19 protein-coding genes are annotated in these 26284 nt (G+C 42.4%); 12 read left to right on the top strand and 7 right to left on the bottom strand.

What is annotated here, in order from left to right; genetic code table 11:
- Positions 1–838: 838 nt before the first annotated feature.
- From V7K45_RS24940 to V7K45_RS24900, 9 genes are all read left to right on the top strand, one after another.
- Positions 839–1762 carry an energy-coupling factor ABC transporter permease gene (locus V7K45_RS24940; RefSeq protein ID WP_335007633.1) on the top strand — a complete coding sequence of 308 codons (924 nt, stop codon included), beginning with the start codon at positions 839–841 and terminating at the stop codon, positions 1760–1762.
- Entirely contained in the window at positions 1755–2408 is a 654-nt protein-coding gene (locus V7K45_RS24935; protein WP_322699492.1) for an energy-coupling factor transporter transmembrane component T family protein, read from the top strand. The genes V7K45_RS24940 and V7K45_RS24935 overlap by 8 nt, the downstream gene beginning before the upstream one ends.
- A 92-nt stretch (positions 2409–2500) precedes the next feature.
- On the top strand, positions 2501–3265 hold the full coding sequence (locus V7K45_RS24930; RefSeq protein WP_335007632.1) for an energy-coupling factor ABC transporter ATP-binding protein: 765 nt from the start codon (positions 2501–2503) through the stop codon (positions 3263–3265).
- 268 nt (positions 3266–3533) lie between these two features.
- The gene (locus V7K45_RS24925; RefSeq protein ID WP_335007631.1) at positions 3534–4010 is read left to right on the top strand and encodes a hypothetical protein; all 477 of its coding nucleotides are present in this window, start codon (positions 3534–3536) and stop codon (positions 4008–4010) included.
- A gap of 325 nt (positions 4011–4335) precedes the next feature.
- Positions 4336–6219, top strand: a complete 1884-nt coding sequence (locus tag V7K45_RS24920; RefSeq protein ID WP_335007630.1) for an iron uptake porin — start codon at positions 4336–4338, stop codon at positions 6217–6219.
- 149 nt (positions 6220–6368) lie between these two features.
- Positions 6369–7571 carry a hypothetical protein gene (locus V7K45_RS24915; protein ID WP_335007629.1) on the top strand — a complete coding sequence of 401 codons (1203 nt, stop codon included), beginning with the start codon at positions 6369–6371 and terminating at the stop codon, positions 7569–7571.
- Between the two features lie 704 nt (positions 7572–8275).
- Positions 8276–8932, top strand: a complete 657-nt coding sequence (locus V7K45_RS24910) for a DUF1361 domain-containing protein (RefSeq protein WP_335007628.1) — start codon at positions 8276–8278, stop codon at positions 8930–8932.
- Positions 8933–9162: 230 nt separating this feature from the next.
- The gene (locus V7K45_RS24905; RefSeq protein WP_335007627.1) at positions 9163–10332 is read left to right on the top strand and encodes a baeRF3 domain-containing protein; all 1170 of its coding nucleotides are present in this window, start codon (positions 9163–9165) and stop codon (positions 10330–10332) included.
- Positions 10333–10382: 50 nt separating this feature from the next.
- Positions 10383–11201: a hypothetical protein gene (locus tag V7K45_RS24900; protein ID WP_335007626.1), complete on the top strand. Its 819-nt coding sequence runs from the start codon at positions 10383–10385 to the stop codon at positions 11199–11201.
- 2 nt (positions 11202–11203) lie between these two features.
- On the opposite strand, the gene V7K45_RS24895 is transcribed toward V7K45_RS24900, so the two are convergent.
- Positions 11204–13567: a putative PEP-binding protein gene (locus V7K45_RS24895; protein WP_335007625.1), complete on the bottom strand. Its 2364-nt coding sequence runs from the start codon at positions 13565–13567 to the stop codon at positions 11204–11206.
- Positions 13568–14211: 644 nt separating this feature from the next.
- Here V7K45_RS24895 and V7K45_RS24890 point away from each other — a divergent pair.
- A complete protein-coding gene (locus V7K45_RS24890; RefSeq protein ID WP_335007624.1) occupies positions 14212–14682 on the top strand; it encodes an MgtC/SapB family protein in 471 nt (156 codons plus the stop codon).
- Between the two features lie 205 nt (positions 14683–14887).
- Here V7K45_RS24890 and recF read toward each other — a convergent pair whose 3' ends face one another.
- Positions 14888–16009: a DNA replication/repair protein RecF gene (recF, locus tag V7K45_RS24885; protein WP_335007623.1), complete on the bottom strand. Its 1122-nt coding sequence runs from the start codon at positions 16007–16009 to the stop codon at positions 14888–14890.
- A 232-nt stretch (positions 16010–16241) separates the two neighbouring features.
- Positions 16242–19100: a cation-translocating P-type ATPase gene (locus V7K45_RS24880; RefSeq protein ID WP_335007622.1), complete on the bottom strand. Its 2859-nt coding sequence runs from the start codon at positions 19098–19100 to the stop codon at positions 16242–16244.
- 561 nt (positions 19101–19661) lie between these two features.
- Here V7K45_RS24880 and V7K45_RS24875 point away from each other — a divergent pair.
- Complete coding sequence (locus V7K45_RS24875) at positions 19662–21332, top strand: transglutaminase family protein (RefSeq protein WP_335007621.1); 1671 nt, start codon at positions 19662–19664, stop codon at positions 21330–21332.
- 87 nt (positions 21333–21419) lie between these two features.
- Here V7K45_RS24875 and V7K45_RS24870 read toward each other — a convergent pair whose 3' ends face one another.
- The 4 genes from V7K45_RS24870 to V7K45_RS24855 all read right to left on the bottom strand — a co-directional run bounded on the left by V7K45_RS24870 (position 21420) and on the right by V7K45_RS24855 (position 24629).
- Positions 21420–22112, bottom strand: a complete 693-nt coding sequence (locus tag V7K45_RS24870; protein WP_335007620.1) for a hypothetical protein — start codon at positions 22110–22112, stop codon at positions 21420–21422.
- A 73-nt stretch (positions 22113–22185) separates the two neighbouring features.
- A complete protein-coding gene (locus tag V7K45_RS24865; protein ID WP_335007619.1) occupies positions 22186–22884 on the bottom strand; it encodes a hypothetical protein in 699 nt (232 codons plus the stop codon).
- Positions 22885–22948: 64 nt separating this feature from the next.
- Positions 22949–23668 (bottom strand): hypothetical protein, encoded by a 720-nt coding sequence (locus V7K45_RS24860; RefSeq protein ID WP_335007618.1) that lies wholly within the window; start codon positions 23666–23668, stop codon positions 22949–22951.
- Between the two features lie 97 nt (positions 23669–23765).
- Positions 23766–24629 carry a PD-(D/E)XK nuclease family protein gene (locus V7K45_RS24855; protein ID WP_335007617.1) on the bottom strand — a complete coding sequence of 288 codons (864 nt, stop codon included), beginning with the start codon at positions 24627–24629 and terminating at the stop codon, positions 23766–23768.
- 146 nt (positions 24630–24775) lie between these two features.
- On the opposite strand from V7K45_RS24855, the gene V7K45_RS24850 reads away from it, so the two are divergent.
- Positions 24776–26200 (top strand): phosphoglucomutase/phosphomannomutase family protein, encoded by a 1425-nt coding sequence (locus V7K45_RS24850; RefSeq protein WP_335007616.1) that lies wholly within the window; start codon positions 24776–24778, stop codon positions 26198–26200.
- Positions 26201–26284 lie beyond the last annotated feature (84 nt).

Below are 26284 nucleotides of genomic sequence, written 5' to 3'. Positions count from 1 at the left end.
AGTTGAGGAATCCTTTTGTTACAGTTAGTTGCCCTGAAAGTTTAGTAATTTCCGCACTTCTATTTCCGTATTTTCCTAAATTTCATCTAAATTTTACATCTTACCCCTTGTTTTATGATAATATACGAAAAATTACGTATTTTAAGCAAAACATCCTGTATTTTTAAGTAAAGTAAGTCAGCAAATATACAGTTTATTCAGCATCTCTTTATAATTTTTTAATGATACTACAGAGAATATTAATTTAATATAGAGTATCGGAAATTTTATTAATGTGCTTATAGATTGTTGTTTTTATAGCAAGGTTAAGAATAAAGTGCAAATGCTGATTACATAAGCTTGTTACACGCGTAAAAAATTATTTATTGATGCAACAAGTATTGAATTAATTAAACACTACAAAACAAATAAAAATCAAAACATTCTTTTGATAAATAGTTATAGCTATTTATTAACTGTAAGAGCAGTTAAAAATTCCTATTTAATTTTTGAAAAAACTAACTACTCCATAAGGGTAACAAGCAGTGAATGTTTCTTTATTACCTGTTTTTAGGAGTAATTTAATGAACCAAATGAGACTAGATATGTACAGTCTCGTTTTGGAATATTTGTCAAGGTTTAGCAATATAAAAAATCCAGCTTAACAAAAACTAATATGTTACTAAATAAGTATACTATTTAGTAAACAGTGGATTGTAAATATGTCAAAAGTAGCACTAGAAAATCCCCCGGTAGAGCATTGCAAAAAAGACAAAAGTTTTGTTTGTTATTAAATTAGATGGCGTAGTTTTATTGCTTGTTTTGAGTTAAATGAACCTCTAAAAATACAGGTTAGATCATGCATATTCCTGATGGATTTGTTTCTATTCCGGTGGCCGGGGCTACTGGTTTAGCGAGTGCGGCAGCGCTGTTTGTTGCCTTCGGGCGATCGCAAGAGGCTTTTGGTATTCGTCGTGCCCCGATATTGGGACTAACCACCGCCTTTATTTTTGCTGCCCAGATGATCAATTTTCCAGTAGCAGGAGGTACTAGTGGTCACTTGTTAGGGGGAACCTTAGCTGCGATCGTTTTGGGTAGTCCTTGGGCTGGAACGTTGTGTCTCGCCACAGTTTTAATTATTCAAGCCGTGCTATTTGCTGATGGTGGCATTACAGCCTTGGGAGCAAATATTTTTAACATGGCAGTAGTTGGAGTTTGGGTTGGCTGGGTTTTAACCGAAACCTTGCAACGGCTGTTTGGGGGGTCTAAAGGGCGCTTACCCTTGGCTGCTGGGATCGCAGCTGGTGTAAGTGTAGTGGTAGCTGCGATCGCTTGTGCCATTGAATTAGCCCTCTCTGCAACTGCACCGGTAGCGATAGTTTTACCAGCCATGACTGGCGTGCATATTTTGATTGGCATTGGCGAAGGGCTGATTACCGGGGGTGTGCTGACTTATCTGGCTACCGCTCGACCAGATTTGTTACCAGGCGAACAGCAAGAGTTTCGCGGCTGGTCAGTGCCTATTGTCACCATTTTTTTGATTGCAGGGGTGCTGTCACTCTTTGCCTCAGCATGGCCTGATGGTTTGGAGAAAGTTGCCCAAAATAAGGGCTTCATCAACTTAGCAAGTCAAGTACGGATAATTATGCCGACTCCCTTAGCTAACTATGGAATTGAGGGTTTGGGGCCAATTGGCACTAGTATCGCTGGGCTGGTGGGAGCTGCGGTTTGCTTTGCTGTTGCCTTTGGAATTGCCAAAGTAGTGAAACCGAATAATGCTTAAACTTTCCTTACCGCTACGCTTACAACTGTCTCTAGCGATCGTGGTGGGAGCAGCTTTATTAAAGCATCATGCCTGGTATGGACTAAGTGTATATGGCGCGATCGCACTTTTATGGGCTTGCTTCTTGCGCGTACCAATTCGCCAATTGGGAGGATTACTCGGCACAGAATTGATTTTTTTGTCATTGCTAGCATTGCCTTTGGGATGGGAACGAGCCAGTTTTTTGCTAGTTCGTTCGCTGGTTTGTCTAGTGACGATGAATAGTTTTTTGTTAACCTTACCGCCCCACAGTTTCGGCATTGCCTTGAAAACATTACCAGTACCAGCACCTTTAAAGGAAAACTTGTTATTAGCTGGGCAATATATGGAAATTTTGCTCTCAGAAGTAACGCGGATGCGGCGCAGCGCCCAACTACGCGGTCTGAATGGAACTACGGGATGGTTGCGCTATGCCAGTGCTGCCATGATTGGAGCTTTATATCTCCGCAGTTTAGATCGAGCAGAGCGAGTCTATGCGGCAATGGTAGCTCGTGGTTACAACGGACAATTACCTATAGATTCGACCCTTAGACCAAAAGAACGTTTTGCTCTGTTACTAGCTTGGGCGATCGCTGCTAGTGTAACCCTAACTTCTTACAAAATTTAACCCACTCCCTACTAGAGACGCGACTAATCGTGTCTCTAGCTAAGACGCGATTAATCGCCTCTCTACTCCCTTACATATTGAGTTTGTCAATTTTGAAATCATTAACTTCTAATCCCCAATTATCAACCCATAATCCCCATGCCGCTGTAGTCAAGGTTGAGAACCTGGTGTATGCATATTCTCGCCAGGAGCCAGTATTACAGGAAATATCTTTTACCTTGAACAAAGGCGATCGCGTTGCATTGATGGGAGTAACTGGTTCTGGAAAAAGCACCTTGTTGGAGAACTTAATCGGTTTAAAACAACCGCAAACAGGAACAATTACTATTAATGGCATTCCCGTAGAACCGCAAACTTTAGCCCAAGTGCGTCGTCAAATTGGTTTTAGCTTCCAAGATGCCAACGACCAACTATTTATGCCCACCATCTTGGAAGATATTACCTTTGGGCCACGTAACTATGGGATCAAAGCAGCAGAGGCTAGCGATCGCGCTAGGCAGTTATTAGCTGATTTTGGTCTAGAAGCTTACGCCAATCGTTCCGCCCACGAACTTTCTGGTGGACAAAGACGCCTAGCCGCCCTAGCCTCAATTTTAGCCCTAGAACCAACAATTCTAATTTTGGATGAGCCAACTAACGGTCTCGATCCAGCATGGCGTCGTCATTTGGGGCAAGTATTATTAAAATTACCCGTGCAAGCGATTTTAATTGCTTCCCACGATCTAAATTGGTTGGGCAGAGTCACTCAACGCGCTTTGGTATTGTCTGGTGGTCGTATTCAAATAGACAGCGATATTCAAGCATTGTTACAAGATGGTGCTACTTTAGACCAGTTGGGTTTGCCGATAGATTGGTGATTTGGGCATGGGGCATTGGGCAAGGGAGCAGGGGAGCAGGGGAGCAGGGGAGCAGGGGAGAAATTACAGTAAGTTTTTCCCCTCGGTCACTGAGCGTAGCCGTACCCCTCCGGAGAAGCAAGCTACGCGCAGCATCTTGTAGAGAAGTGCTGCCCCTCTGCCCCTCTGCCCCCCTGCCCCCCTGCCTCTTGTGCCCAATCCTCTCATTTACCCGTAATATTGGATACTATATTGTGGGATTGTGGGTTGAATTGCTGTTGGGGTGTTAATGTCTGTTTTACGTAAATATACTGTTCTTGCTCCTGTGAGCCTAAGTATTGCTTTGTTAGTTGCTAGTTGCAGTGAGAATAAAGTTTCCCAGTGCCAGCGACTGATTCGAGTTGTGAATGCTGGAACTTCTCTAATTGATAAAAATAAAGGAACGCAAGTGATAACTAGCATACAGTTATCTAAAGATTTAGACTTTGTGACTAAATCCATTGGAGAACTGAAGTTAAAAGATCCAAAGCTAAAAGAATTTCAAAGCGGTTTTGTGAAGATTTTTCAAAATCTTAGCCAAGCGATCGCCAAGGCAGGTAAGGCGCTTGGTGCAACCAAGACAGCACAAGCCTCAGAATCTGGAAGAGAAAAAATCCAAAAGGCTAGAGCCGAAATTGATTCAGCACTGACAACAGCTACAACTCTTGGCAAACAGTCAGATACATTAGTGAATCAGATGAATAAGTATTGTAGCGAGCCAGAATAATCTATCTGGGGCAGAGGGGCAGAGGGGAAGAACTTACTGCAACTTCTCCTCTGCTCTTTCATTAGACTTCTTGCATAAGTCGGGAAAAGGGGAAAGGGGAAGGGGAAAAGGTTCTGTATTGTCCCTTTCCCCTTTAACCTTTACCCTTTTCCCCAAGAGTGCAAAAAGCACAAATGCCAAGAAGTCTATTCTCCTACTGATACAGCGATCGCTCTCAGAACACAGTAACTTTTATCACTTTTTTTTCAAAAAATTTCCTGATATACACCAACTTTATCTGTCAAAAGAAGTATTGGTGCAAGTCAAATGAAATACCAGGAGTGATATGAGTCTACTGATGGCGAGTGTGCTGACAACAGTGCCAATATCTGCGGTCAATTTACCAGGACAGGCCGTAATTCTGCCAGAAAACCCGGTGCAGCAGTCAACACAGAATAATTTATCTGAAGTTGTCTCACCTGCTGAAATTACACCACCTGAATTCGTGCAACCAGATATAACCACCTCGTCAGCTATAAAAAATAAGTACGAGAATATACTTAGAAAAAGTAGAGACAAAATTCAACTTATCAGTTCACCTAACTTACCTGAATTAAAAGATACTCAACCTGTAACAGAAGTTGTACAGAACCAGGAAAGTACAGAAGAATTTTCCCAATCTCTTCATCCTCCAGACTCAGACAACCCAATGTCTCAAGTCACCTCAGTATCGCAACTCCAGGACGTGCAACCCTCCGACTGGGCTTTTGGTGCTTTGCAGTCTTTAGTAGAACGCTATGGCTGCATTGCAGGATACGCTGATGGGACTTATCTGGGAAATCGCAGCATCAGCCGTTATGAATTTGCGGCTGGTTTAAATGCTTGTTTAGAGAAGATTAACGAAGCGATGCCTGCGGCGGGCTACGCCTACGCTAATAATAAAATTAATACTGTTGATAATGAAGATTTAATCCTGCTGCAAAGATTGCAAGGCGAATTCAAAGCAGAGTTGCAGCAATTACAGCAGCGCGTCGAAACTGTGGAAAAGCAGACTAGTGAATTACAAGGAAATCGGTTTTCCACAACTACCAGATTATTTGGTCAAGCCATTTTTAGCGTTCAGGGAACCAATAGTCCCGATGTCGATTTGTTTCCGAGAGATGGAGTACCTGAACGCCAGGGAAAAACCAATCTGACTTTCACAAGTAGCGCCCAACTAACCTTAGCAACTTCATTTACAGGGCGAGATTTGCTGTTAACAGGGTTGTCTGCGGGTAATTTGGGTTCTAATGCATCGTTGTTATCTACCAATATGGGGCGGTTGGGATTCGAGTCAAATACAGGCAACAATCTAGTTATTAGTGACTTATCTTATCGATTTCTCGCCTCGCATAACTTGGGAATTGTCGTAGGTACGGCGGGAGTCAACCCGATTAACACCTTTCGCGGTATTAGCCCTTTAGAAGGTTCTAGCGATGGTGCAATTTCTCTATTTGGTCAGCGTAACCCGATTTTAAGTATTGGTAACGGCAGTGGTGGTATAGGCTTTGACTGGCAGATTAGCGATCGCATCAGTTTGCAAGGCGTTTATAGTGCAGAAATACCCAATTTCCCTGGCGACACCAAGCAGGGCGGACTATTTGGCGGTAGATATACTGCTGGCGCTCAGTTAAGTTTAGCACCCACAAATAATATCGATGTCGGCGTACATTATCTCTATTCCCACTCCCCAGATGGCTTACTGGGAGGTGGTATTGGCGATTCTCAACTGATTTCACCTTTTGCAAATCCTACAGCTTTCGATACTCAAGCCATTGGTGCTACCGTTGCTTGGCGAATTAACCCTAACTTACATTTGGGCGGTTGGGGTGGCTTTACTTCCTCCAAGCCATCTAACCTTTCGGGAAGTGTAGAAACTACCAACTGGATGGTATTCGCGGCTTTTCCTAATTTGCTACGTCCTGGGAATTTAGGGGGCGTTCTCGTTGGACAACCGCCCAAAATTACTTCCAGTACTTTACCCGACGGCTTCAATTTTCCCAACTTTTCTGATGGGGGGACAGCAGGTGGACGTAGTGACACATCAATTCACGTAGAAGTTTTTTACCGCGCTCAACTCAGCGACAATATCGCCTTGACTCCAGGCTTATTCGTTATTTTCAATCCCGATCACAATGCCGCTAACGATGCCTTAATCGTTGGGACATTAAGAGCAAGTTTCCGGTTTTAATTTTGTACTGATGTAAAAGTAATAAAATACGCTATTTAAATACTGACTAATTCAGTATTAGATGCTTTCACGATCCGTTAGGAGCAAGGAAAAGTCATGCGTAAACATACGCGTATTTTTTTGTATGTGATTAAAGGAGCAAATTTTTCATGAAATTAAATTCATCAGTTCAGTTGGGTTGTCTTCTTGTTAGCAGCAGCAGTTTAGCCGCAGTCTTCATCGGTTTAGGTGGAACAAGTGCTTCTGCTCAAATCACAATTCAAAGTACTGGTACATTATCGGGTACTATCCAACTCCCCAGAAATAATCCCAATTTCAATCAAAGCATTACTCGTGTTGATACAGACGACACGGGGACTTACTCGCGGAACTTAGGTACTAAGAACAATCCTAATTATGTTCCTATATACAAGTCAGACTATGTGCAGGTAAGAACGCGTAGTGATGGTAGTCTGCATTATTTTGTTGACTTTAAAGGCATTCCGATTGTCTCCTTTAATGGCGTTCTCAATTCTCCAATTCTTTCTGGCGGTGAGTTGACACCCTATAAATACCAGGGACAATTGGCAGGAACCACATTTCAAGGAGTAGTTCAGGATGAATTTAATCTCACAAAAGCCTTATACACTGGTACTGTCACCGATCCAAACACTGGAAACCAGTATCAGGGTACTTTTGAAGTGAGTGGATATGGAGTCCGATATAGCGATCGCAATGGTAGCGCCACCCCCACAGTCTTTGATTTCAAATCCGATCTCCCAGGTTCGCCAAAGGTGACATCTTTGGAAATGACTAACTCACCCCTAGCAAGAATACAAATCAAAGTACCTGCAACAGCAACTCTCATAACTCCTACACCAACTACTGGTGGTGGTAGTACAACCACTCCCCCACCAGTAATTAGCGGTGGTAGTACACCCACTCCCCCGCCAGTAATTAGTGGTGGTAGTACACCCATTCCCCCATCAGTAATTGATGGTAGTGCGATCGCTCCTACACCTGTAGTTAGTGGTGGTAGCACACCCACTCTTGCAACCATAGTTGATAGTGGAAACACATTCACTGTTACGCCAATAGTTGATGGCGGTAACACATTCACTGTTACACCAATAGTTGATAGTGGCGCTTCCTCGACACCTACAACGTACACATCTAGGTCTAATTCACCATCAATTTCTACTACACCTAATATGGAATTCAGTAGCGGTAATTCTCTAGAAGTCAATCAAGTAGTTGTCAACCCTGCAACCCTTGCTCAAGCTGCTTGTTCGCAAGATACTGCCAAGAGTTGTACAATGCCCACTTCACCAAAACAAGCGATCGGCCCTCGTAGTCGAGTGCTACTGCGTTAGTTAGGGACTTTTCAATATAAAAATATCCAACTACTAGTTGTGGGGTAGGCGTCTCGTCATAGGTGTCAACTTAAGCTGGAAATAGCTTATCTGTTGGCTGACATCCCCGCCCGTCAATAAATTTTCGGGCTAATAGCTTAAGTCTACTGAAGTAGACTGGAGATTTTTGGCAATATTTTAGTCATCTGAAGATGACTTTAGCTATGAGACGGGAATTTCAATTCCCGGCGGACGAGGGGTTTCACGTTAAGTTGACACCAATGGCGTCTCGTCCGCCCCTAAGCAAAAGCTAACTTGACCAAAATTTTGAATGCTTCTGGAACTCTAGTAGGGCAAAATGAAATCAATATAATAGTTAGCACAGAGGCATACATTGCAATTTAAAAAGTCCACTATCACTTATTCGCAGCGTTTTTGTTGCTCAGACTACCTTTCGGTGGTATCTTTTACCCTGATGATTTTCTGGCTATACTAGTAGACTTAAGCCGATTGATTGATAAAATTCATCCTCCAGCATAAAATACACAAAAACTCTAAATTTTGGACATATATCAGTATGCATTTACTTTTAACTGACATAAAAATCTTGTCCGATCTTGGAGAAAATTAATTTTCTTGGAGGCTCCAAAAACTCGATCGCTAAGGTTAACACTAACACTACAGAGTGAATATACATCAATCAAACATCTTCCGAATAAGCACCTATGAAAGAAGAACTGATAGCCAGAGTCGTGCAGGTCTTGCGAATTAATATGAGTTGGATGACTTGGAATTTGTTTCTGGCTTTTATACCTTTGGCTTTGAGTGTCTGGCTATTTCGCATGAGGCGAGGTGGCACTTGGCTTTGGTGGCTAGGATTCTTAGTTTTCTATGCTTTCTTACCAAATGCACCGTATTTGTTAACCGATGTAATTCATTTGATAGATGATATCCGTAAGATTCAATCGGTATGGATGATTACTTTAGTACTTATTCCTCTGTATTTGCTAGTAATTTTAAGTGGATTTGAAGCTTATGTAATATCGCTAATTAATTGGGGTTACTACTTACATCGTATCGGTAAGAGCCAATGGATTTGGCGCGTTGAGACAATTACACATTTTCTCTGTGCTGTTGGTGTTTATTGGGGGCGATTTTTGCGTTTCAACAGTTGGGATTTTATTACTCAACCCGATGCCGTACTTACCAAGGGAGTAGAAGAAATTCTGGGAAAACAACCCCTGGTGATTATTGCTATCACCTTTGTGGTACTTGCAGGTTTGTACTGGATTATGAAACGAGTAACTTTAGGTCTTAGCCAATCAAATAGCAGAATAGGGATAAACTCAGGACGCACAAACTCTAATACGCCAAACATTTGATCTATGTGGCAATTTTGGCTTTTAATTTAGGAATTTTAATTAGTAATTCCCTTGATGAATATTGCCTATCAAAAGAAAGATGCAACAAAACCCTCCTTAAAGTGAAATAAACTCAATAAACAAATGGTTGAACTTCAACCGCCATCACCTGAGAATAACGTCCTATCAGATCGTTAAATATTAATGGTCTGGTCTGATGTATCTAGTCATGTTGATAGGAGGGATATAATATGCAATTAATCTCGAAAGAGGAAATCAAGACATTAATAGAACAGCCAAAAGGAAATTGTGTTTCCATTTATATGCCAACGCACCCAGCCGGGCCAGAAGTGCGACAAGACCCAATTCGCTTTAAAAATTTGATCAGAGAAGCAGAGACTCGTTTAATTGATGCGGGTTTGACACAGGAAGATGCGATCGCATTGTTGGAAAAATCCCAGGAACTTGATACCCAAGAGTTTTGGGAGCAAATGGGACAAGGGCTGGCGATTTTTATTTCTGAAGACATTTTTCGCTATTATCCTTTACCAATTGATTTTCAAGAGTTGGTTGTAGTTACAGACCGCTTTCACATCAAGCCACTGCTGCCAATTTTAAATGGCAATGGTCGCTTCTATATCCTGGCTTTGAGCCAACAAGATGTCAGGTTCTTTGAAGGAACACGCTACAGCGTCAAAGAGGTAGAAGTAGAAAATCTCCCTAAAAGTCTAGATGAAGCTTTGCAAAGAGACGAAACTGCTAAAGAAGGTCAGTTTCGCATTGCAACACCAAAAGGGGGAACCTCTAATTCTTTTTCACAGCCGGGTACGTTTCACGGACAAGGAAGCCCTGACAAGGATAAACGCCAAGAAGACATCCTCCAATTCTTTCAAATTGTCGATCGCGCATTACATGAAAAACTGAAATTGCAAAAAGCGCCTTTGGTGCTGGCTGGGGTAGAGTATCTCTTGCCTTTATATAGACAGGCAAATACTTACCAGCATTTGATGGATGAAGCTATTACCGGTAATCCAGAAATTCTCAGCGCCCAAGAGTTACACAATCAAGCTTGGCCGATTGTCGAGGCTGATTTCCAAAAGTCACAGCAAGCAGTTTTGGAGCAATTTCACGAACTGTTTGGTGGTGATACTGGTAAAGCATCTAACAACCTCCAAGAAGTTATCTCAGCAGCTTATTACCAACGCGTGGATTCATTACTAGTTGCAGTTGGTAAGCAACAGTGGGGTTTATTCGATCCAACCTCAGAAACGGTTTATTTGCACCCAGAAAAAGAAGCTGGTGATGAAGATTTATTGGATTTTGTTGCTGCTCATACTTTATTAAACGGTGGCACGGTTTACGCTGTTCCCTTTGAAGAGATTCCATATAGCACAGCCGTTGCGGCAATTTATCGATATTGACATTTTGATGGTGTTGTATAAAGTTGAATGTGCTATGTACAACACCAACGATGATTACTATTCGCTCCTTTAGCACTCAATCTCTAATCGGTTTAGCTCTTTTGAGTGCAACGGCTATATTTACCCAGCCTGCAATAGCAGAAACAATAACTGGGCAATCAGGCAATGTGCGGGCAGAAATATCTTACGAAAAACCAGAGGAATATCAGTATAAAAATGTCCGATTGAAAATTATCCGAGCAGATAAAACTGTTTTGGAGCAAAAACTGCCGCAAGAAGATGAATATGACAGACCTGTGGGGAATATATCTGGACAAGAAAACAACTTACCAGTGCAAGACTTGGACGGTAACAAAGAACCAGAAATAATTGCCGATTTCTTTACAGGTGGAGCGCACTGTTGTACTTATTCATTAATTTACCGCTACGACAGCAAATCTCAAAAGTATCTTAAGATTCGTCATGAATGGGGTAATGGTGGTTATCAACTCAAAGATTTAGACAAAGATGGACTACCAGAGTTTTATAGTCGAGACGATCGCTTTGCCTATGCTTTTACAGCTTATGCTGCTTCTGCATACCCCTTGCAAATTTGGCGTTATCGCCAAGGAAAAATGGTTGATGTGACTCGTAGCTATCCCAAATTAATCTTCAATCATGCTTCAGAGCTATGGCAAACTTATACCCAGGCACAGCAACAAGGTGATGATGGCAAGGGCTTTTTAGCAGCTTATTTGGCAGATAAATATTTGCTGAATCAAGGACAGGATGGATGGGGGCGAGTACAACAAGCTTATAAAAAAAGCGATCGCACCAAATTCTTTGCCGATTTACGGAAGTTTTTGCGCGAAACTGGCTACATTAAGTAAAATTACTTTTTTCCCTGTTTTAATTCATGTCGTGCTGCTGCTAAAATTATCCGTTGTTCAGCACGAGCGATCGCTTGATATGTTCGCTCGACTGCTTCCGGTTCAACAGAAATCGAAGTTATACCCCATTCCACTAATTTATCAATAATTTCTGGATAAAGGGCTGGTGCTTGACCGCAGATTGAACAAGGTATACCGGCGCTTTTAGCCATTTGGATCAGTTGAGCGATCGCACTCATAACAGCTGGATGACGCTCATTAAATACTTTTGCTAGCTGTCCTTGTTCTCGATCGACTCCTAGCAATAATTGAGTCAGGTCATTTGTACCAATAGAAATTCCGGCTACACCTGCTTTTACATATTCTGGTAATAAAAACAGTACACTTGGCACTTCTGCCATCATCCACAATTGAAACTGCGCCACCTCGGTTAAAAAAGCTTGCTCGACTTTGCGACGGCAAAACACAAATTCTTCTACAGTCCGCACAAAGGGTAACAATAGATTGACATTGCTGTAGCCAGCTTCCTGTACACTCGCCAAAGCTTGCAGTTCCAACTCAAATACTGCGGGATTTCGTAAATAGCTAAAAGTGCCGCGTTCGCCTAACATCGACTGGGGCGAAGATTCTAAACTATCACGCAATGATGGTAAATCTTGCGATCGCCAATCTAAAGAACGATAAAAAACTGGTCTTGGTGCAAAAGCACGAGCAAATTGCATAATCTGCTCAGACCATAGCTCTAACAATTCTGCCTGACGCCCGCTTAAAATCCAACTATTAGGATGTTGCCCGTTCAATATATTTAGTACCATCAATTCGGAACGCAACAATCCCACTCCATCCACAGGCAGGTTTTGCACTTGTTCTATTAAAGTGGATTGACTCAAGTTAACCAGCAGTTGGGTAGCAATCATAGGTAGATGAGACGTAACAGCAGAATGAGGTGCTTTCGGGTTAGGTTGATGGAAGGGAAGAAGATTTTCTTCTTTCCCTTTCTCCATCTCTTCCTTTGAGTCTCCTTTGATGCGATAAACTTCTCCTCTGTCGCCATCAAGCAGCAATCGTTCGCCAGTCTGGATTAAAGTTGTGGCAGATGTTGCGTTTACTACTGCTGTGATACCTAATTCTCTAGCTAGAATTGCCGCGTGACTGGTTAATCCCCCTTGTTCAGTGATAATACCACCAACTTGTTGCAATAATGGCAACCAATCAGGTGTAATCATTGGTACTACTAAAATTACTCCCTTCGGTAGTTGTTCGGGTTTCTGTTGCGGATTAATAATTACCAGCGCAGTGGCTGCAACACGTCCCCCGGCTGCCCCTAGTCCCCGAATGAAGTGTGAGTGGGGAATTGCAGATTGCGAAGGACTAACTTGTGTGATGAAAAGCTTTCCAGATGTAGTTTGCCCGGCGATAGTCCATTTAATGGTAAAGGTTTTACCTAGTTCGCTTACCAGTTGAGTTCCCAGAGCAATTATTTGTTGTAAGTATTCTTCTTGTAAAGAGTACTGTTTTTGTTGGGCTTCTGGAAGCATATAGGTAATCAGACAGGTACGATCTGGTGTTAACGCTGAGTTCGGCAAGGATTGCAAAAAAGCTCCAGAGGCTGCATCATCAACGCCATAACCCAGCATTTTATTGCCCAGTTGTTGCTCAAGCACAACCCCAGTTGTCGGTTGAATGTAGTAAACATCTGGCTGGACTTCCCCAAGAGCGATCGCAATTCCCAATCCCAAAGTAGCTTCAATTTCCCACCCAGAGGCATTTGTTGTGAGCGAGCCACTGGCGATCGCATTTTCAACAGGTTGCACCAAAACTGCGAGATTAATTTGTTGCAGATTAATTCCTAAGTGCTGCCAATATAATAGACTCCGGGCCCGAAATATTTGGCTCCAGGTACGCTTTAGAGCCAGTGCGATCGCTTCCGGTTCGCACTGGCAAAATACCGACTCTAGTAAACCCGATATATTGTTGTTTATACCTGGCGTAGCAGTTGATACTGCCAAGGAAGGTCGAAGAATCAAACAGCTAGTTTGCCATTCTCTAGCGGCTTGGAAAATTGGACTCACCCACTCCTGGGTTACAGTCGCAGTCAGAATTTCTTGGCGCAAGCGACTTGCTACCTGCTGAAGTTGACGCCAATTAGTGATATCCAGGTGTAGCGAAGAATGGGGTAAGTCAGCTACTAATGATTCTGAACTATTGAGATTTTCGAGAAATTGCCGCAAAATTTCTGCCGAAACTACAAAACCAGGCATCACCGGATAGCCACGCTGGATAATTTTGCTCAAGTAAAAGGCTTTGTCACCTACTTTGGCGCGGTCTTGTAGTTTAATTTGATCTAGCCAGTAGAGTTTATTCACTCAATTTGTTAGTTGTCTATTTGTAACCACAGCCATTTCTTTTTGGTATGTTATCAGGTTAATCCACTGACTTCTGAATAAAAAGTACTCAGGGCTGACAGCAGTTTTCTTTTGGATGAATTACAAAGTTACGGGTTTTGAAGCAGGATAGAGGAGAATTCAGAATTCAGAAGTCAGAAATCAGAAGTAAAACAGGCTTGATAGCTGGCTTTGAGACGAATCGTTGTGTACTTCAGTAACTTTAAATACGTTTTATAGCTGATTTGCTCGACTTGTACATATCCTTATCATATTTAATTGTTGAGTGTATCGCTTAAATCTAACAATTTAAGGTATAATTCTCTGGCTAAGTATTTTTAAATGTAGTTCGGCCAAATACGATCGTTACCACAATTTAATAATGCAAATCTCCATTCATTGACCAAAACAATATCTTATTGAAAAATAATCCTCATAAGGGGAAATATTAATTATCAGTTTCAAAACCATTCCTGAATTGATAGAATCCAAATATGAGGTAGGTTCTTGCACTATACCCATTGGATTAAACTCCATTAATAAAACATTAGAATAGTTTTGTACTATTTTTATAAAAATATTGCGATTTAACCTAGTATATAGAATTCTTCATATCAGACTAAACATTGGCAAACACTTACTACCTTGCAACTAATGATTGGCTGAATATCAGCTTCCGGCTATGTGTTGCATTGCTTATTGGAGCAGTCATTGGCTTAGAACGTCAAATTAGGCACAAACCAGCGGGTTTAAGAACTCACATGCTAGTGAGTTTAGGTTCAGCCTTATTTACCTTGATAATCATGCAAACAGGAGGACTGCAAGCTAGTCCTGATGCACTTAGCCGTGTGATTCAAGGGATTGCGGCTGGTGTAGGATTTCTCGGTGCTGGAGAAATTGTGCGCCAATCTTCCCAAGAATCACAGCAACTTGAAATTCACGGACTCACCTCAGCAGCGGCTATTTGGGTTTCGTCTGCATTGGGAATTGCTGCTGGCTGTGGTTTATGGCAGTTAGGATTAATCAGTGCTATCCTGACTTTTTTGGTTCTCAATGTTTTTAAAAGGTTTGAAAAACATCACAAAAAATCAGAGTAGAGGCATACAGATAGATGCTATAGGAATACGCTTTGATTTCTGTTCGCGCAGCGTGGCGTACCCATACTGATTTGCGTAGATAGGGAATAGGCACTTTTGCAAGGGGAAAGAAGGCTTCCTAGTTCTACTGAGCTTTTTCACGCAATCAAATATGAGTACTATATAAATGCCCAGATGAAAATGTCTTTAAAGAAATTTTTAATTTTTAATTTTTAATTGTTAATTCTCCTGCTTTCACCAAAAGAATTTGAGATGACTTCAACCATTGGGAATCAAAAGAACCCAAATGAGTCGTAGTAATCAGGGTTTGAAAGCGGTCTTGAATGGCATCAAGTAATTGATTTTGGCGGGATAAATCTAGTTCGGCAAGAACATCATCTAGTAATAGTAATGGTGGCTCTTTGACGACTTCTTCAATTAATTGTAATTCGGCTAATTTTAAGGCTAAAACCAGCGTTCGTTGCTGACCTTGAGAACCATATTGGCGAGCGGGTGTCTGGTTAATAGTTAATTCTATTTCGTCTCGATGCGGGCCGACAAGAGTCGTGCCTTGGTGCATTTCAGCAACGGCTCGCTGCTGAATTTTTGCTAAAAAAGCTTGCTGTACTTCTTCTGGATGGTTATCCTCTAAAGGAATATTCGGCACGTACTTGATTTGCAGAACTTCTGTACTACCGCTAATACTGCCGTGCCAGGTGGTAGCAATGGGAGCTAATCTTTGGATGGCGCGATCGCGTCGTCTAATTACTCTAGTTCCTGTGGTCGCTAATTGTGCATCCCACACTGCTAGTTCTGATTGCTCTGTATCCAGTGCTGAGTCTTGAGTTTTTTTTAAAAAGGCATTGCGCTGACGTAACACATGGTTATACTGCTGCAAAATGTGAGCATAAACTGGTTCGAGTTGAATTAAGAGTGTATCTAACCAGTTGCGGCGACCTTCCGGGCCGCCGCGTACTAGTTCTAAATCTAAGCTGGAAAATTGAACTGCATTGAGAACGCCGAGAAAGTCCATTTGACGGCGGATAGATTCGCCATTGAGAGCAACACTACGGCGACCATTGCGGCGCAGGGTTAAGGTCAGGTCGCTAACACCTGTTTGTCGTTCAAGGGTGGCATCAATTTGGGCTATGGCTTCCCCTTCTTGAACTAAATCGCGATCGCGGGTCATGCGGTGCGATCGCAATGTCGCCAGTAACTCCACCGCCTCCAACAAATTTGACTTTCCCTGAGCATTATTACCTACCAAAATTGTTTTGGCAGCAGTAAACTCAACCTTTTGGTCTTGATAATTGCGAAATTGTCGGAGGTTTAGAGTTTTTAGGTACATGGTGATAATTGGGCATGGGGCATTGGGGATTGGGCATTGGGCACTTGTACTGAGCAAAGTCGAAATATTGGGCATTGGGCACAAAAGGCAGAGGGGCACACTTCGGCTCCGCTCAGTGACCAGGGGCAGAAGGGAAAAACTTACTGCAACTTTCCCCTGCTCCCCTGCTCCCCTGCTCCCCTGCTCCCCTGCTTCTTCCCCATGCCCCATTCCCTATGCCCCATGCCCCATGTTACACAGCCTTCTTGCCCATAATCCGCAAAAATATCTTCTCCCCTTCAATCCAGACGAACATTAAGGCACTGAAGCCAATACAAACCCCCAATTCCTGCATATTGAGGTAGTGAGTACCAAAGAAATCTCGCAGAGGTGGAACATAAACTAGCATCAACTGCAAAATTGTGGTGACGACAACAGCCGCTAGTACAAAAATATTGGAGAAGGGATTCATCTCGATTGTCAGTCGGTTGTTGGAGCGAATAGCGATCGCATGACCCATTTGGGCAATACACAAGCTAGTAAATACCATTGTTTTCCAACTATCACGATCGCCCTGGTAGCCTGGAGCATGGCTATGTTGATAAGCCCACCACATCAAGGCAATGGTAATAATGGCAAAGATGATGCCAATACGAATCATATAAGAACCCAATCCCCTAGCGAAAATACTTTCGCGGGGACTAAAAGGTGGACGTTGCATGACATCCGGTTCTGGAGGTTCCACAGCTAATGCTAAGGCTGGTAAACCGTCTGTCACCAAGTTCATCCACAAAATTTGTAAGGGAGTCAGGGGAACGCCTCCCAAGCCGATTAAGGGTGCGGCTGCAATTGTCAGAACTTCACCAATGTTACTGCCGAGGATGTATTTAATAAAGCGGCGAATGTTGGTATAAACAACTCTACCTTCCTTGGTGGCGCTGACAATGGTGGCGAAGTTATCATCAAGTAACACCATGTCACTGGCTTCTTTACTGACATCAGTGCCAGTAATACCCATTGCAATACCAATGTCGGCTTGTTTGAGGGCTGGAGCATCGTTAACACCATCGCCTGTCATCGCCACAAATCGACCCCGGCGTTGCAGTGCTTGGACAATTCGCAGTTTGTGTTCTGGGGAAACTCTGGCATAGATGCTCACCAGGTCAACGTTTTGCTCTAATTCCTGGTCAGTCATCCGTTGCAATTCTTGACCTGTGAGAACGCGATCGCCTTCTTGGGCAATTCCCAAATCGGTAGCGATCGCTCGTGCTGTTAATTGGTGGTCGCCAGTAATCATCACTGGGCGAATACCTGCTTCTCGACACTCTTGCACAGCTGCCCTTACTTCTGGGCGTGGCGCATCTAGCATTCCCACCAATCCCAGCCATACTAAGCCTTGCTCAGAGGTTTCGTCTGAACCTGACGGTGGAATCTCTAACAAAGGTTTGTAGGCAAAACCTAGTACCCGTAAACCTTTACTCGCCATCAGGTCATTTTCTGCCAAAATTTTCTGGCGTTGTTGTTCGGTTAAAATACCCGTGTCATTACCCAAATGAATCTGAGTGCAACGTGCCAAGGTTAACTCTGGAGAACCTTTGGTAAACATCAAATAAGGTTCCGATTGGAGAAAACCAGCGATCGCTGGGTCAACACCTCTCGAAGATGCTTCACCTGTGGCGACTCCCTCCACCTGAGAAATCACGCTCATCCGCTTGCGTTCTGAGGAAAAGGGGAACTCTGCAACGCGAGGTAACTTACTGTTCCACTGGTCTTTTTCGATTCCAGCTTTTCCCGCCAGTGTTAACAATGCTCCCTCTGTCGGATCTCCCAAAATTGCCCATTCACCTTGTTCTTTTTGCAATACTGAATCATTACAAACTGCACAGGCGACTGCTAACGCGGAGATTTCTGGAGATTCCTCCAGAGAAATTTTCTGACCATTTAACTGAAAGTCTCCTGTGGGAGCATAACCTTCGCCGATGACGCGAAAAGTTTTGTTATTGGTGGAAATCGATTGCACCACCATTTTATTTTGAGTTAGGGTGCCGGTTTTATCAGAACAGATGGTCGTTACAGAACCCAACGTTTCCACTGCTGGCAATTTGCGAATCAAGGCATTTTGGCGCACCATTCGCTGGGTTCCCAGTGCCAAGGTGACGGTAATTACAGCTGGTAAACCTTCTGGAACTACAGCAACCGCCATACTCAAGGAAACTTCTAAGAGTTCTTGGATGTTTTTAAAACCTCCGTCCCTGATTACACCACCAGCAACAACGATCGCCACCAGAATTAAAGAACCCGTAACTAGGACATTACCCAGTTGAGTCATCCGTTGTTGTAACGGTGTCGGTTCACTTTCCACCGCCTGCAACATGGTGGCAATTTTGCCTAGTTCTGTAGTCATGCCGGTGTTCGTCACCAGAACCTTAGCGCGTCCTTGGACTACTTCAGTTCCTTGATACACGACATTGAGGCGATCGCCTAATGATGTTTCCTCCGGCAATTTTAGTGATGCCTGTTTATTCACCGCTTCGGCTTCACCGGTTAATGCCGACTCCCGCACTTGTAAATTAGATTGTTCGATCAAGCGTCCATCTGCGGCTATCTGCATCCCAGCTTCCAGCAGCATTACATCCCCTGGAACTAGTTCTTTAGCTGCTATCTCCACCAGTCTGGCGTCGCGGAGCACCCGCACTAAGGGAGAAGTCATTTTTTTCAAGGCTGCCAAGGCTTTTTCAGCGCGGCTTTCTTGGACGTAGCCGAGTATGCCATTGAGGATGACAATTGCTAAAATCGCGATCGTATCTTTAAATGGCACTTCACCGGGCTTTAATCTGCCCTCCCGCAAAGCCATTAGGTCTAAAAACCCAGAAATGAGAGCTACGCCAATCAGCATCAACAACATAATGTTCTTGAACTGATCTAGCAGAATTTCCCAAGCACTACGGCCAGCAGTTTCTTCAAGTTCGTTGGGGCCGTATTTTTGCAATCTCTGTTGAGTTTCTTGGGGTGTTAAGCCGCTGTCTGCATTACTATCAAGCAGGTCTAGCGCTTTATCAACTTCTAAACTATGCCAAACGGCGGCACCTTCAGGCAGAGAATTAGCAGACATCGTGTAGGTCACAGCAAATGGTTACAAAATTCGATCATAATTTAGTGATGGCAGGAATTCCATCTTCTAAAGTTACATTAAGCCGATCGCCCAGCTGTATGAGTGTATATGTAATTCTTAACATTTGTAAATTCCTCCTATTTTGACATAGTATTATTTCTCACGAAAGAGTCGATCGGAACACATTAGTACCGATAATTATTAGTACCCCGCTGTAAACGTAGCGATCGAAAACCACTAATTGGACTTCTTGCAGAAGTCGGGGAAAGGGTAAGGGGTAAGGGGAAAAGGCTCCCAAAACCTTTCCCCTTTAACCTTTTCCCTTTCCCCCCTCTTGCAAAAGTTACTTTTGCAAGAGGTCTATTGATGTACTTGGTAAGAGCAACGCCCATTGCGGGCAGTCTTTTAACTCAGCACTCTTCATCCACCCCGATCGGGGGAGCCATTGCTCGACTAGGATTTTCCATCTCCAGCAATTGGTGTGACGGCGGTAAAACCGCTTGAGTCATGTTTCCTCCCCTACCTAAAGGTGAGGGTTTTTTACACTTACCACAAGGTTTTATGAGTTTTGCACTCCCCACTTTGACCGTTAGCCAGATGTTTGGGCAAAAAACAATTCGACCGCTTACTGCTGCTGCTCTGTGTGGCATTACTTTCATCAAAGATAGATTGATTGCTATTGACAGTATCAAAGGGCATCTACTAGAGATCGATCCCACCTCTGACAACAGTAAAATTCTCAATTCCCATCAAGTTGAAGAATTTACTGATGTCACTGGTTTAGCGGCGTGGGATGATACCCTGTGGGTGAGCCGAGAAAATAGTGTTTACTCGTGCAAGCTCGATGCTTTGAATCTAGAACATTTTGTGACATTGCCTTATCCGGCTGATGGCGTTGCTGTTTGGGAAACAACAGTTTATGTTAGTTGCCAAAGGCTAGGCTACATTCTGGTTTTTGACCGCGAAACCCGAAAAGAAATTACCAGATTTTATGCCCCTGGAGTTGGGATAGAGAATTTGGCAGTCAACCAAGAAATGCTATGGATTTGCGATCGCACCGAACAATCAGTTTACGCAATGGACAGAGCCACAGGAGAACTGCAATTTAGCGTTCTCACACCCTTTGAATGTCCTACAGGCATAGCACTCCATAAAAATGCCGAAACAGGCAAAGAAAGTATTTACGTTGCCTACGCCTCAGAAGAGCCTTATATCCGGGATAACCCCAATGCCGATCCGAGTCATGAATTAACATTCCGCGATCGCACTTTTATTCACCCTCTGTATTATCATTACCAACCAGATAAGCGTTACGCCCTCTCTAACGGCTATCTGATTGAAATGTCTTATGCTGAGGAAATTGCACCTCTAGACGAGGTTTATTTACCCGATGTCGAATGGCGCATCGCCCTACCATCGGAGACTGAGCGTCAAAAGGTGAAACACGTTGAACCTATTGGTATACCCTTCACCGAAGAAGTGATACAGGGGCAACGTGTAGCAGTCTTTAAATTTGATTCTCTTGCCCCAGGCGAACGGCATATCTTTGGCTGGAAAGCACTTTTGGAAGTTCGAGGTATTAAGTATCGCATCACACCCAGAGATGTGGAAAATATACCCGAACTGTCCCCAGAATTACAAACACGCTACCTAGTGGACGACGACGATTTAGCAATGGATACTACCATTGTTCGCCGTGCTGCCAGAGAAGCGATTGGTTCTGAAACCAATGTGCTACGCAAAATGCACAGCATCCGCAACTACGTTTATGACGAGTTATCCTACGGTATTAAACCTTACATTGACACGCCAGATACGGTTTTAGAGCGGGGTGTTGGTTCTTGTGGCGAATATGTTGGCGTTTTACTTGCCCTATCCCGTTTAAATGGCATCCCTTGCCGCACCGTAGGCAGGTACAAATGTCCTCCCCACAGCGACTTCGTAGGAGTACCGCTACAACCAGACTTTAATCATGTTTGGCTAGAATTCTACGTCCCGAATTTTGGCTGGTTGCCAATGGAATCAAATCCTGACGATATAGGTGAAGGTGGCCCTTATCCAACGCGCTTTTTTATGGGCTTATGCTGGTATCACATTGAAATTGGCAAAGGTATCACCTTTGAAACCGTCACAAGTCAAGGTGAACGGCTAACCAAAGAAGATATTCCTATCGGTGATTTAGCAATTAATCATATCCGGTTCACAATTCTTAAAGAATTACCACCTTTTTAAATTAGGGCATTGGGAATTGGGGAAAGACCATGAGAAAGTAAGTAGGGTGTGTTATGCCGTAGGCTAACGCACCTTAATACTGTCTGCTTAACTATTATTTTCGTCTACTTCTAAGCTCTTATTCCTATTCAAGTATTCTTCAAACAATTCAAAAAATTTCTGTAGTGCCTCATGCTCGTCTACAGAATAGAAAAGAATTATTTTAGACCATGACTGACCTGAGTTAATCCCATATTTTTCTTGAACCCATAACTGAAAACCTTCAAATTCCTTTTCTGGCTCTGTTGGAGGTACGCCAACTTCTCTTCGAGCCAGACTATATCCTCGCAAACACATATCAAGTCTAGTGATTGAACTAGTCCCTAAATACATTCCTGGTCTTTTCTTTATAGCACCTAGAATCTCTTTGTAAATATCAAACCGAGGAAACCTCAAATCCTGATGAAGCCTTAAAATGTCTTCACTTTCTTGCCTTTTTGAATCATTTTTCTGTTTTAAAAATTTTTCAAATAGTTCAAAAAAACTATAGAAAGCATTTCTGTCACTACCACAGGAAAATATAAGTATTCCAGCCCAAGATTGAGTCAAATTAGTCTTTGCTCTTTCTTGTATCCATTCTTGAAATCCTTCCATTGGGTCGCCTTCAGGAGTTAATCCTAAATCACTTAGTTGACCTAAATACCCACCAACAAAGAAATCAAGACAAGTAATTGATGGCTTATCTATATACATAACGGGATTTTCTTTAATCTTTTGGAGAAGCGTAGAAAGATTCATCATATTGATTATTCCAATTTAATTTAAGGACTAGAGTGTATTATGCTGTAAGCTAAAGCACTTTAATAATTTCTGCTTAACCACTATTTTCGTCTACATCTACGCTCTTATTCCTATTCAAGTATTCTTCAAATAATTCAAAAAATTTCTGTAGTGCCTCATGCTCATCTACAGAATAGAAAAGAATTATTTTAGACCATGACTGACCTGAGTTAATTCCATATTTTTCTTCAACCCATGATTGAAAACCTGCAAATTCCTTTTCTGGCTCAGTTGGGGGTACGCCAACTTCTCTTCGAGCCAGACTAAATCCTCGCAAAAGCATATCTAGTATAGTAATTGGTGAATTAGCTCCTAAATACATTCCTGGTCTTTTCTTTATATTAGTTAGAATCTCGTTGTAAATATCAAACCGAGGAAAACTCATATCCTCACTAAGCCTTAAAATATCTTCACTTTTTTGAATTTTTGAATCATCTTTCTGCTTTAAGAACTGCTCAAACTCTTCAAAGAACCTATAAAAAGCAGTTCGTTCACTTCCAGAGCCAAAGAGAATTATCCCAGCCCAAGATTGACTCACATTAGTTTTTGCTTTTTCTTGTATCCACTCTTGAAACCCTTCCATTCCACAAGAGCTTATATCAGTAAATCCTAGTGTGATTAGACCATCTATATACCCAGTTAAGAATGAATCAAGACAAGTAATTGATGGCTTGTCTATGTAGATAACTGGATTTTCTTTAATGTTTTGGAGAAGTGTAAACAGCTCATTCATGCCAGCAACCTATAATTTAATGAAGATTTATTAATTGAACAGCCATATTGCGCTTTTATTGAAGTCAATCTTTCCTATCACGAGGGGATGAATTATCTGGCAGTGTATCAGCACGAACCACATCACTAATCCATTCTCCCTCAATATTATTGTTATAATAATTTGCATAATCATCCCATGTCATGGTGTCGCCAGTTGAATATTCATAAACGACTCCACGAGTTTGATTATTACCATCTCCATCATTTAAACGAATCCACGTTACATAATCACCAGATGGAGGATAACCACCACCAAATTCAATACCTGGAGGTTGAGCTAAACTTCTAATTGGCCCTGGCGCAGGTCGCCAACTTTTAAAATGATGAGTTACAAATTTGTCAGGAGAACCAGACCTCCTGTAATGTACTGTTTGGTGAAATTTGTAATTATAAAGAACTGAAGATTGACCTTGTGGCCCACAAACTAAATTAAGTGGATAGAAAGAACAATATCTCTCTTGAGCTTTATTTGGAACCTGCTCATTTTGAGCTTTAGTTGTACTGCTAATTGTAGCCTTAGCAGTAGGAGCTAATTCCGAGCCAGCAGCAGCACATTCAGGTTGAACAGCACAAGCATCTAGAGACGACAGCAATGCATAAACAGTTTGAGGTAAAATCCCCTTAAATATTAGAAGTAAAATAAAGGTGGAAATTCCTACTAATCTAAATACAGATTTATTTGCGGTTAATCGCACTAGTCTTAACTCCTTACAACCAAAGATAAAAATTGGTGTATCTGACATCTAGGTTGTCTGATAGGAGAAGAGAATCAGTCCAGTAAAAATACGAGTATTTAGTAGATTTTTTTGAAAATCGAACCAAGGTAAATAAATAAACTAATTAGCTATTAACTCTTAAACTTCTTAAACTGGGCAGTGGATATGATTGATGCTGCTTAAAATCGGCAAACTCACAGATGGAGTTAAATGGGCAAAAGCGGCAGTGAGAGCCAGGATTAGGAGGGAATATTTTACTGAAGTTAGTAGTTTCTTCCTGATATTTTTGCAAATCGTGCTGATGTTTATGAGCAATATTCGCTAACTCAAATTTTAAGGATTCTAATTCGCTACTATTAATACTAATTAACTCTGATTTTTTACATATTTCTAAATTATAAAATGATGCAACAGCTTCTCGTCCAGGGTAAAGATAACGAGCAGCTAATAAGTAAACTAATGCCTGTCGTTTGTCAAAAGCTGATTTACCAGTTTTGAAATCCAAAATATGTAAAGTGCTATCAGACTCAATAAAAACGCAGTCCATAGCCGCGTATAAGCGAAAGCAATAATCTTCTTGTTCAACTACTATCGGTTTGGGAAAGCCTTCATCACCCGGTGTTAATTGGATAATATCTTTATCCAAAAGCAATGGCGCATCATGATATTTTTGCAAAATTTGCAGCACGCGTTGCTGAACTTGAAGGCTTGAGTTGCCTAATTTTAGTAGCTGGGCAACTCTTTCTACACCATCTGCTTGCTTCAACAGATGCGTGTGATGATGAAATTCATAAACGCCTTTTTGGGCTAGTATGCCAATCCGCTGAGGCGCAGTGGCTTGCGTTAAAAGCGCTTTGACTTGTGGTTCGTGTTGCCGTGCTTTGATAAACCCCCGTCTCATCTGGCAATGCCAGCGTTCTTGCCCAGTCGCTGGGGCAACTAGAGACCAAAGGTGATAACTGGCAAAAGGTCGATCGGGGGTTGACATTGCTCAGAAACAGTGAGAGAAAATACGGTGGGGAGAAGTTTAAGCTAAGGCTTGCTTAGAAAAGAACTTCGGAGGATACTTGCTGCTACACACGCTTTGCGGGAAGCTTTTATAGTACTGATAATGTACCGGAGCAAGTGGCAAAAATGTCTAGCAAGATAAAATTTGGTACCGATGGATGGCGAGGGATTATTGCCGATGACTTTACTTTCCCCAATGTGCGGAAAGTGACAAGGGCGATCGCCACTTACTTAGAAACAGCCTACACAAAAGATAGACCAGTACTTATTGCCTACGATACTCGCTTTTTAGCTGACCAGTTTGCCCAAACAGCGGCCCAAGTATTAGCAGACTTGGGTTGGACTGTGAAAATTACCGATCGGGATTGTCCCACACCAGTAATTGCCTACAATGCCCGTCACCTAAATTCCGCTGGGGCATTAATGTTTACTGCTAGCCATAATCCAGCACCCTACTGTGGAATTAAATATATACCTGATTATGCTGGGCCTGCCACTCCAGAGATTACTGATACTATTGTGGCAAATATAGAAGGTGCATCGGATGAGTTACCTGGGAGCAACCCATCAGGTTCAATTTCAATTTTCGATCCGAAACCAGATTACCTGAAATTTATCTACACTCTACTTGATGTAGAAAAGATCAGAAGCGCTAATTTAAAGGTAAAGTACGATGCTTTGTATTCTACCTCTCGCGGCTATTTAGATGAAGTTTTGCAACATAGTGGCGTTCAACTAGAAAGTTTCCACGATTGGAGAGATGTTTTATTTGGGGGTGGAATGCCAGAACCCAAAGGAGAACAGTTAGTTGAGTTAGTGGAAGCAGTAGTTCGAGATCAAGCTGATTTGGGCTTGGCAACGGATGGAGATAGCGATCGCTTTGGTATCGTTGATGAACAAGGAAATGTCCTCACTCCCAATACTGTGCTGCTACTTCTGGCACGTCATTTAATCAAAAACAAAGGTAAAACTGGCGCCATAGTCCGTACTGTCGCTACAACCCACCTGCTAGATAATTTTGCTGCTAAAAATGGGCTGCAAATTTACGAAACAGCAGTTGGCTTTAAATACATCGGCGAAAAAATGCGGGAAACTGCGGTGTTAATCGGTGGAGAGGAATCAGGTGGTTTGAGTATTATTGGGCATATTCCCGAAAAAGACGGGGTATTAGCCGATATGCTGGTGGCAGAAGCGATCGCCTATGAAGGCAAACCGCTAAGTCAACTTGTCAAAGAAGCGATCGCTGAAGCCGATGGCCCACTTTACAACAACCGCCTAGACTTGCACCTCACAGAGGCGCACAAAATCGCCGTCATCGACTCCTTTACCAAAAATCCACCTACAGAGGTAGCAGGAATTAAAGTCAAGGAAGTGGGGCGTAAAGACGGTATTAAGCTGTATTTAGAAGAAGGTAGCTGGGTTTTACTGCGTCCTTCCGGTACAGAACCACTGGTACGCGTCTACCTAGAAACCAACACTCCCGAAAAACTCACCCAAATCGCCCAAGAGTTAGAGAGTGCCATTGCTAAACTAGAGGCAGTAGCAGTTTAATTTGCCAGAGTTAGGAATTAAAAGTTAAGAGTTATGAATTAGGAGTTAAGAGTTGTAAATTTACAATTCTTAACTCCTCGTTTC

This window comes from Nostoc sp., assembly GCF_036917375.1.
Taxonomy (GTDB): domain Bacteria; phylum Cyanobacteriota; class Cyanobacteriia; order Cyanobacteriales; family Nostocaceae; genus Nostoc.
The sequence above is the reverse complement of the archived record's forward strand: the minus strand, read 5'-3'. Positions and strand labels throughout refer to the sequence as shown.

What these genes read in the sequence shown, in the direction of transcription:
- V7K45_RS24875 (WP_335007621.1), top strand. Translation starts at nt 19,662, where the DNA reads ATGAGTTTTGCACTCCCCACTTTGACCGTTAGCCAGATGTTTGGGCAA.
- V7K45_RS24940 (WP_335007633.1), top strand. Translation starts at nt 839, where the DNA reads ATGCATATTCCTGATGGATTTGTTTCTATTCCGGTGGCCGGGGCTACT.
- V7K45_RS24905 (WP_335007627.1), top strand. Translation starts at nt 9,163, where the DNA reads ATGCAATTAATCTCGAAAGAGGAAATCAAGACATTAATAGAACAGCCA.
- recF (WP_335007623.1), bottom strand. Translation starts at nt 16,009, where the DNA reads ATGTACCTAAAAACTCTAAACCTCCGACAATTTCGCAATTATCAAGAC.
- V7K45_RS24925 (WP_335007631.1), top strand. Translation starts at nt 3,534, where the DNA reads ATGTCTGTTTTACGTAAATATACTGTTCTTGCTCCTGTGAGCCTAAGT.
- V7K45_RS24900 (WP_335007626.1), top strand. Translation starts at nt 10,383, where the DNA reads ATGATTACTATTCGCTCCTTTAGCACTCAATCTCTAATCGGTTTAGCT.
- V7K45_RS24910 (WP_335007628.1), top strand. Translation starts at nt 8,276, where the DNA reads ATGAAAGAAGAACTGATAGCCAGAGTCGTGCAGGTCTTGCGAATTAAT.
- V7K45_RS24870 (WP_335007620.1), bottom strand. Translation starts at nt 22,112, where the DNA reads ATGATGAATCTTTCTACGCTTCTCCAAAAGATTAAAGAAAATCCCGTT.
- V7K45_RS24880 (WP_335007622.1), bottom strand. Translation starts at nt 19,100, where the DNA reads ATGTCTGCTAATTCTCTGCCTGAAGGTGCCGCCGTTTGGCATAGTTTA.
- V7K45_RS24865 (WP_335007619.1), bottom strand. Translation starts at nt 22,884, where the DNA reads ATGAATGAGCTGTTTACACTTCTCCAAAACATTAAAGAAAATCCAGTT.
- V7K45_RS24935 (WP_322699492.1), top strand. Translation starts at nt 1,755, where the DNA reads ATGCTTAAACTTTCCTTACCGCTACGCTTACAACTGTCTCTAGCGATC.
- V7K45_RS24860 (WP_335007618.1), bottom strand. Translation starts at nt 23,668, where the DNA reads ATGTCAGATACACCAATTTTTATCTTTGGTTGTAAGGAGTTAAGACTA.
- V7K45_RS24850 (WP_335007616.1), top strand. Translation starts at nt 24,776, where the DNA reads ATGTCTAGCAAGATAAAATTTGGTACCGATGGATGGCGAGGGATTATT.
- V7K45_RS24855 (WP_335007617.1), bottom strand. Translation starts at nt 24,629, where the DNA reads ATGTCAACCCCCGATCGACCTTTTGCCAGTTATCACCTTTGGTCTCTA.
- V7K45_RS24920 (WP_335007630.1), top strand. Translation starts at nt 4,336, where the DNA reads ATGAGTCTACTGATGGCGAGTGTGCTGACAACAGTGCCAATATCTGCG.
- V7K45_RS24915 (WP_335007629.1), top strand. Translation starts at nt 6,369, where the DNA reads ATGAAATTAAATTCATCAGTTCAGTTGGGTTGTCTTCTTGTTAGCAGC.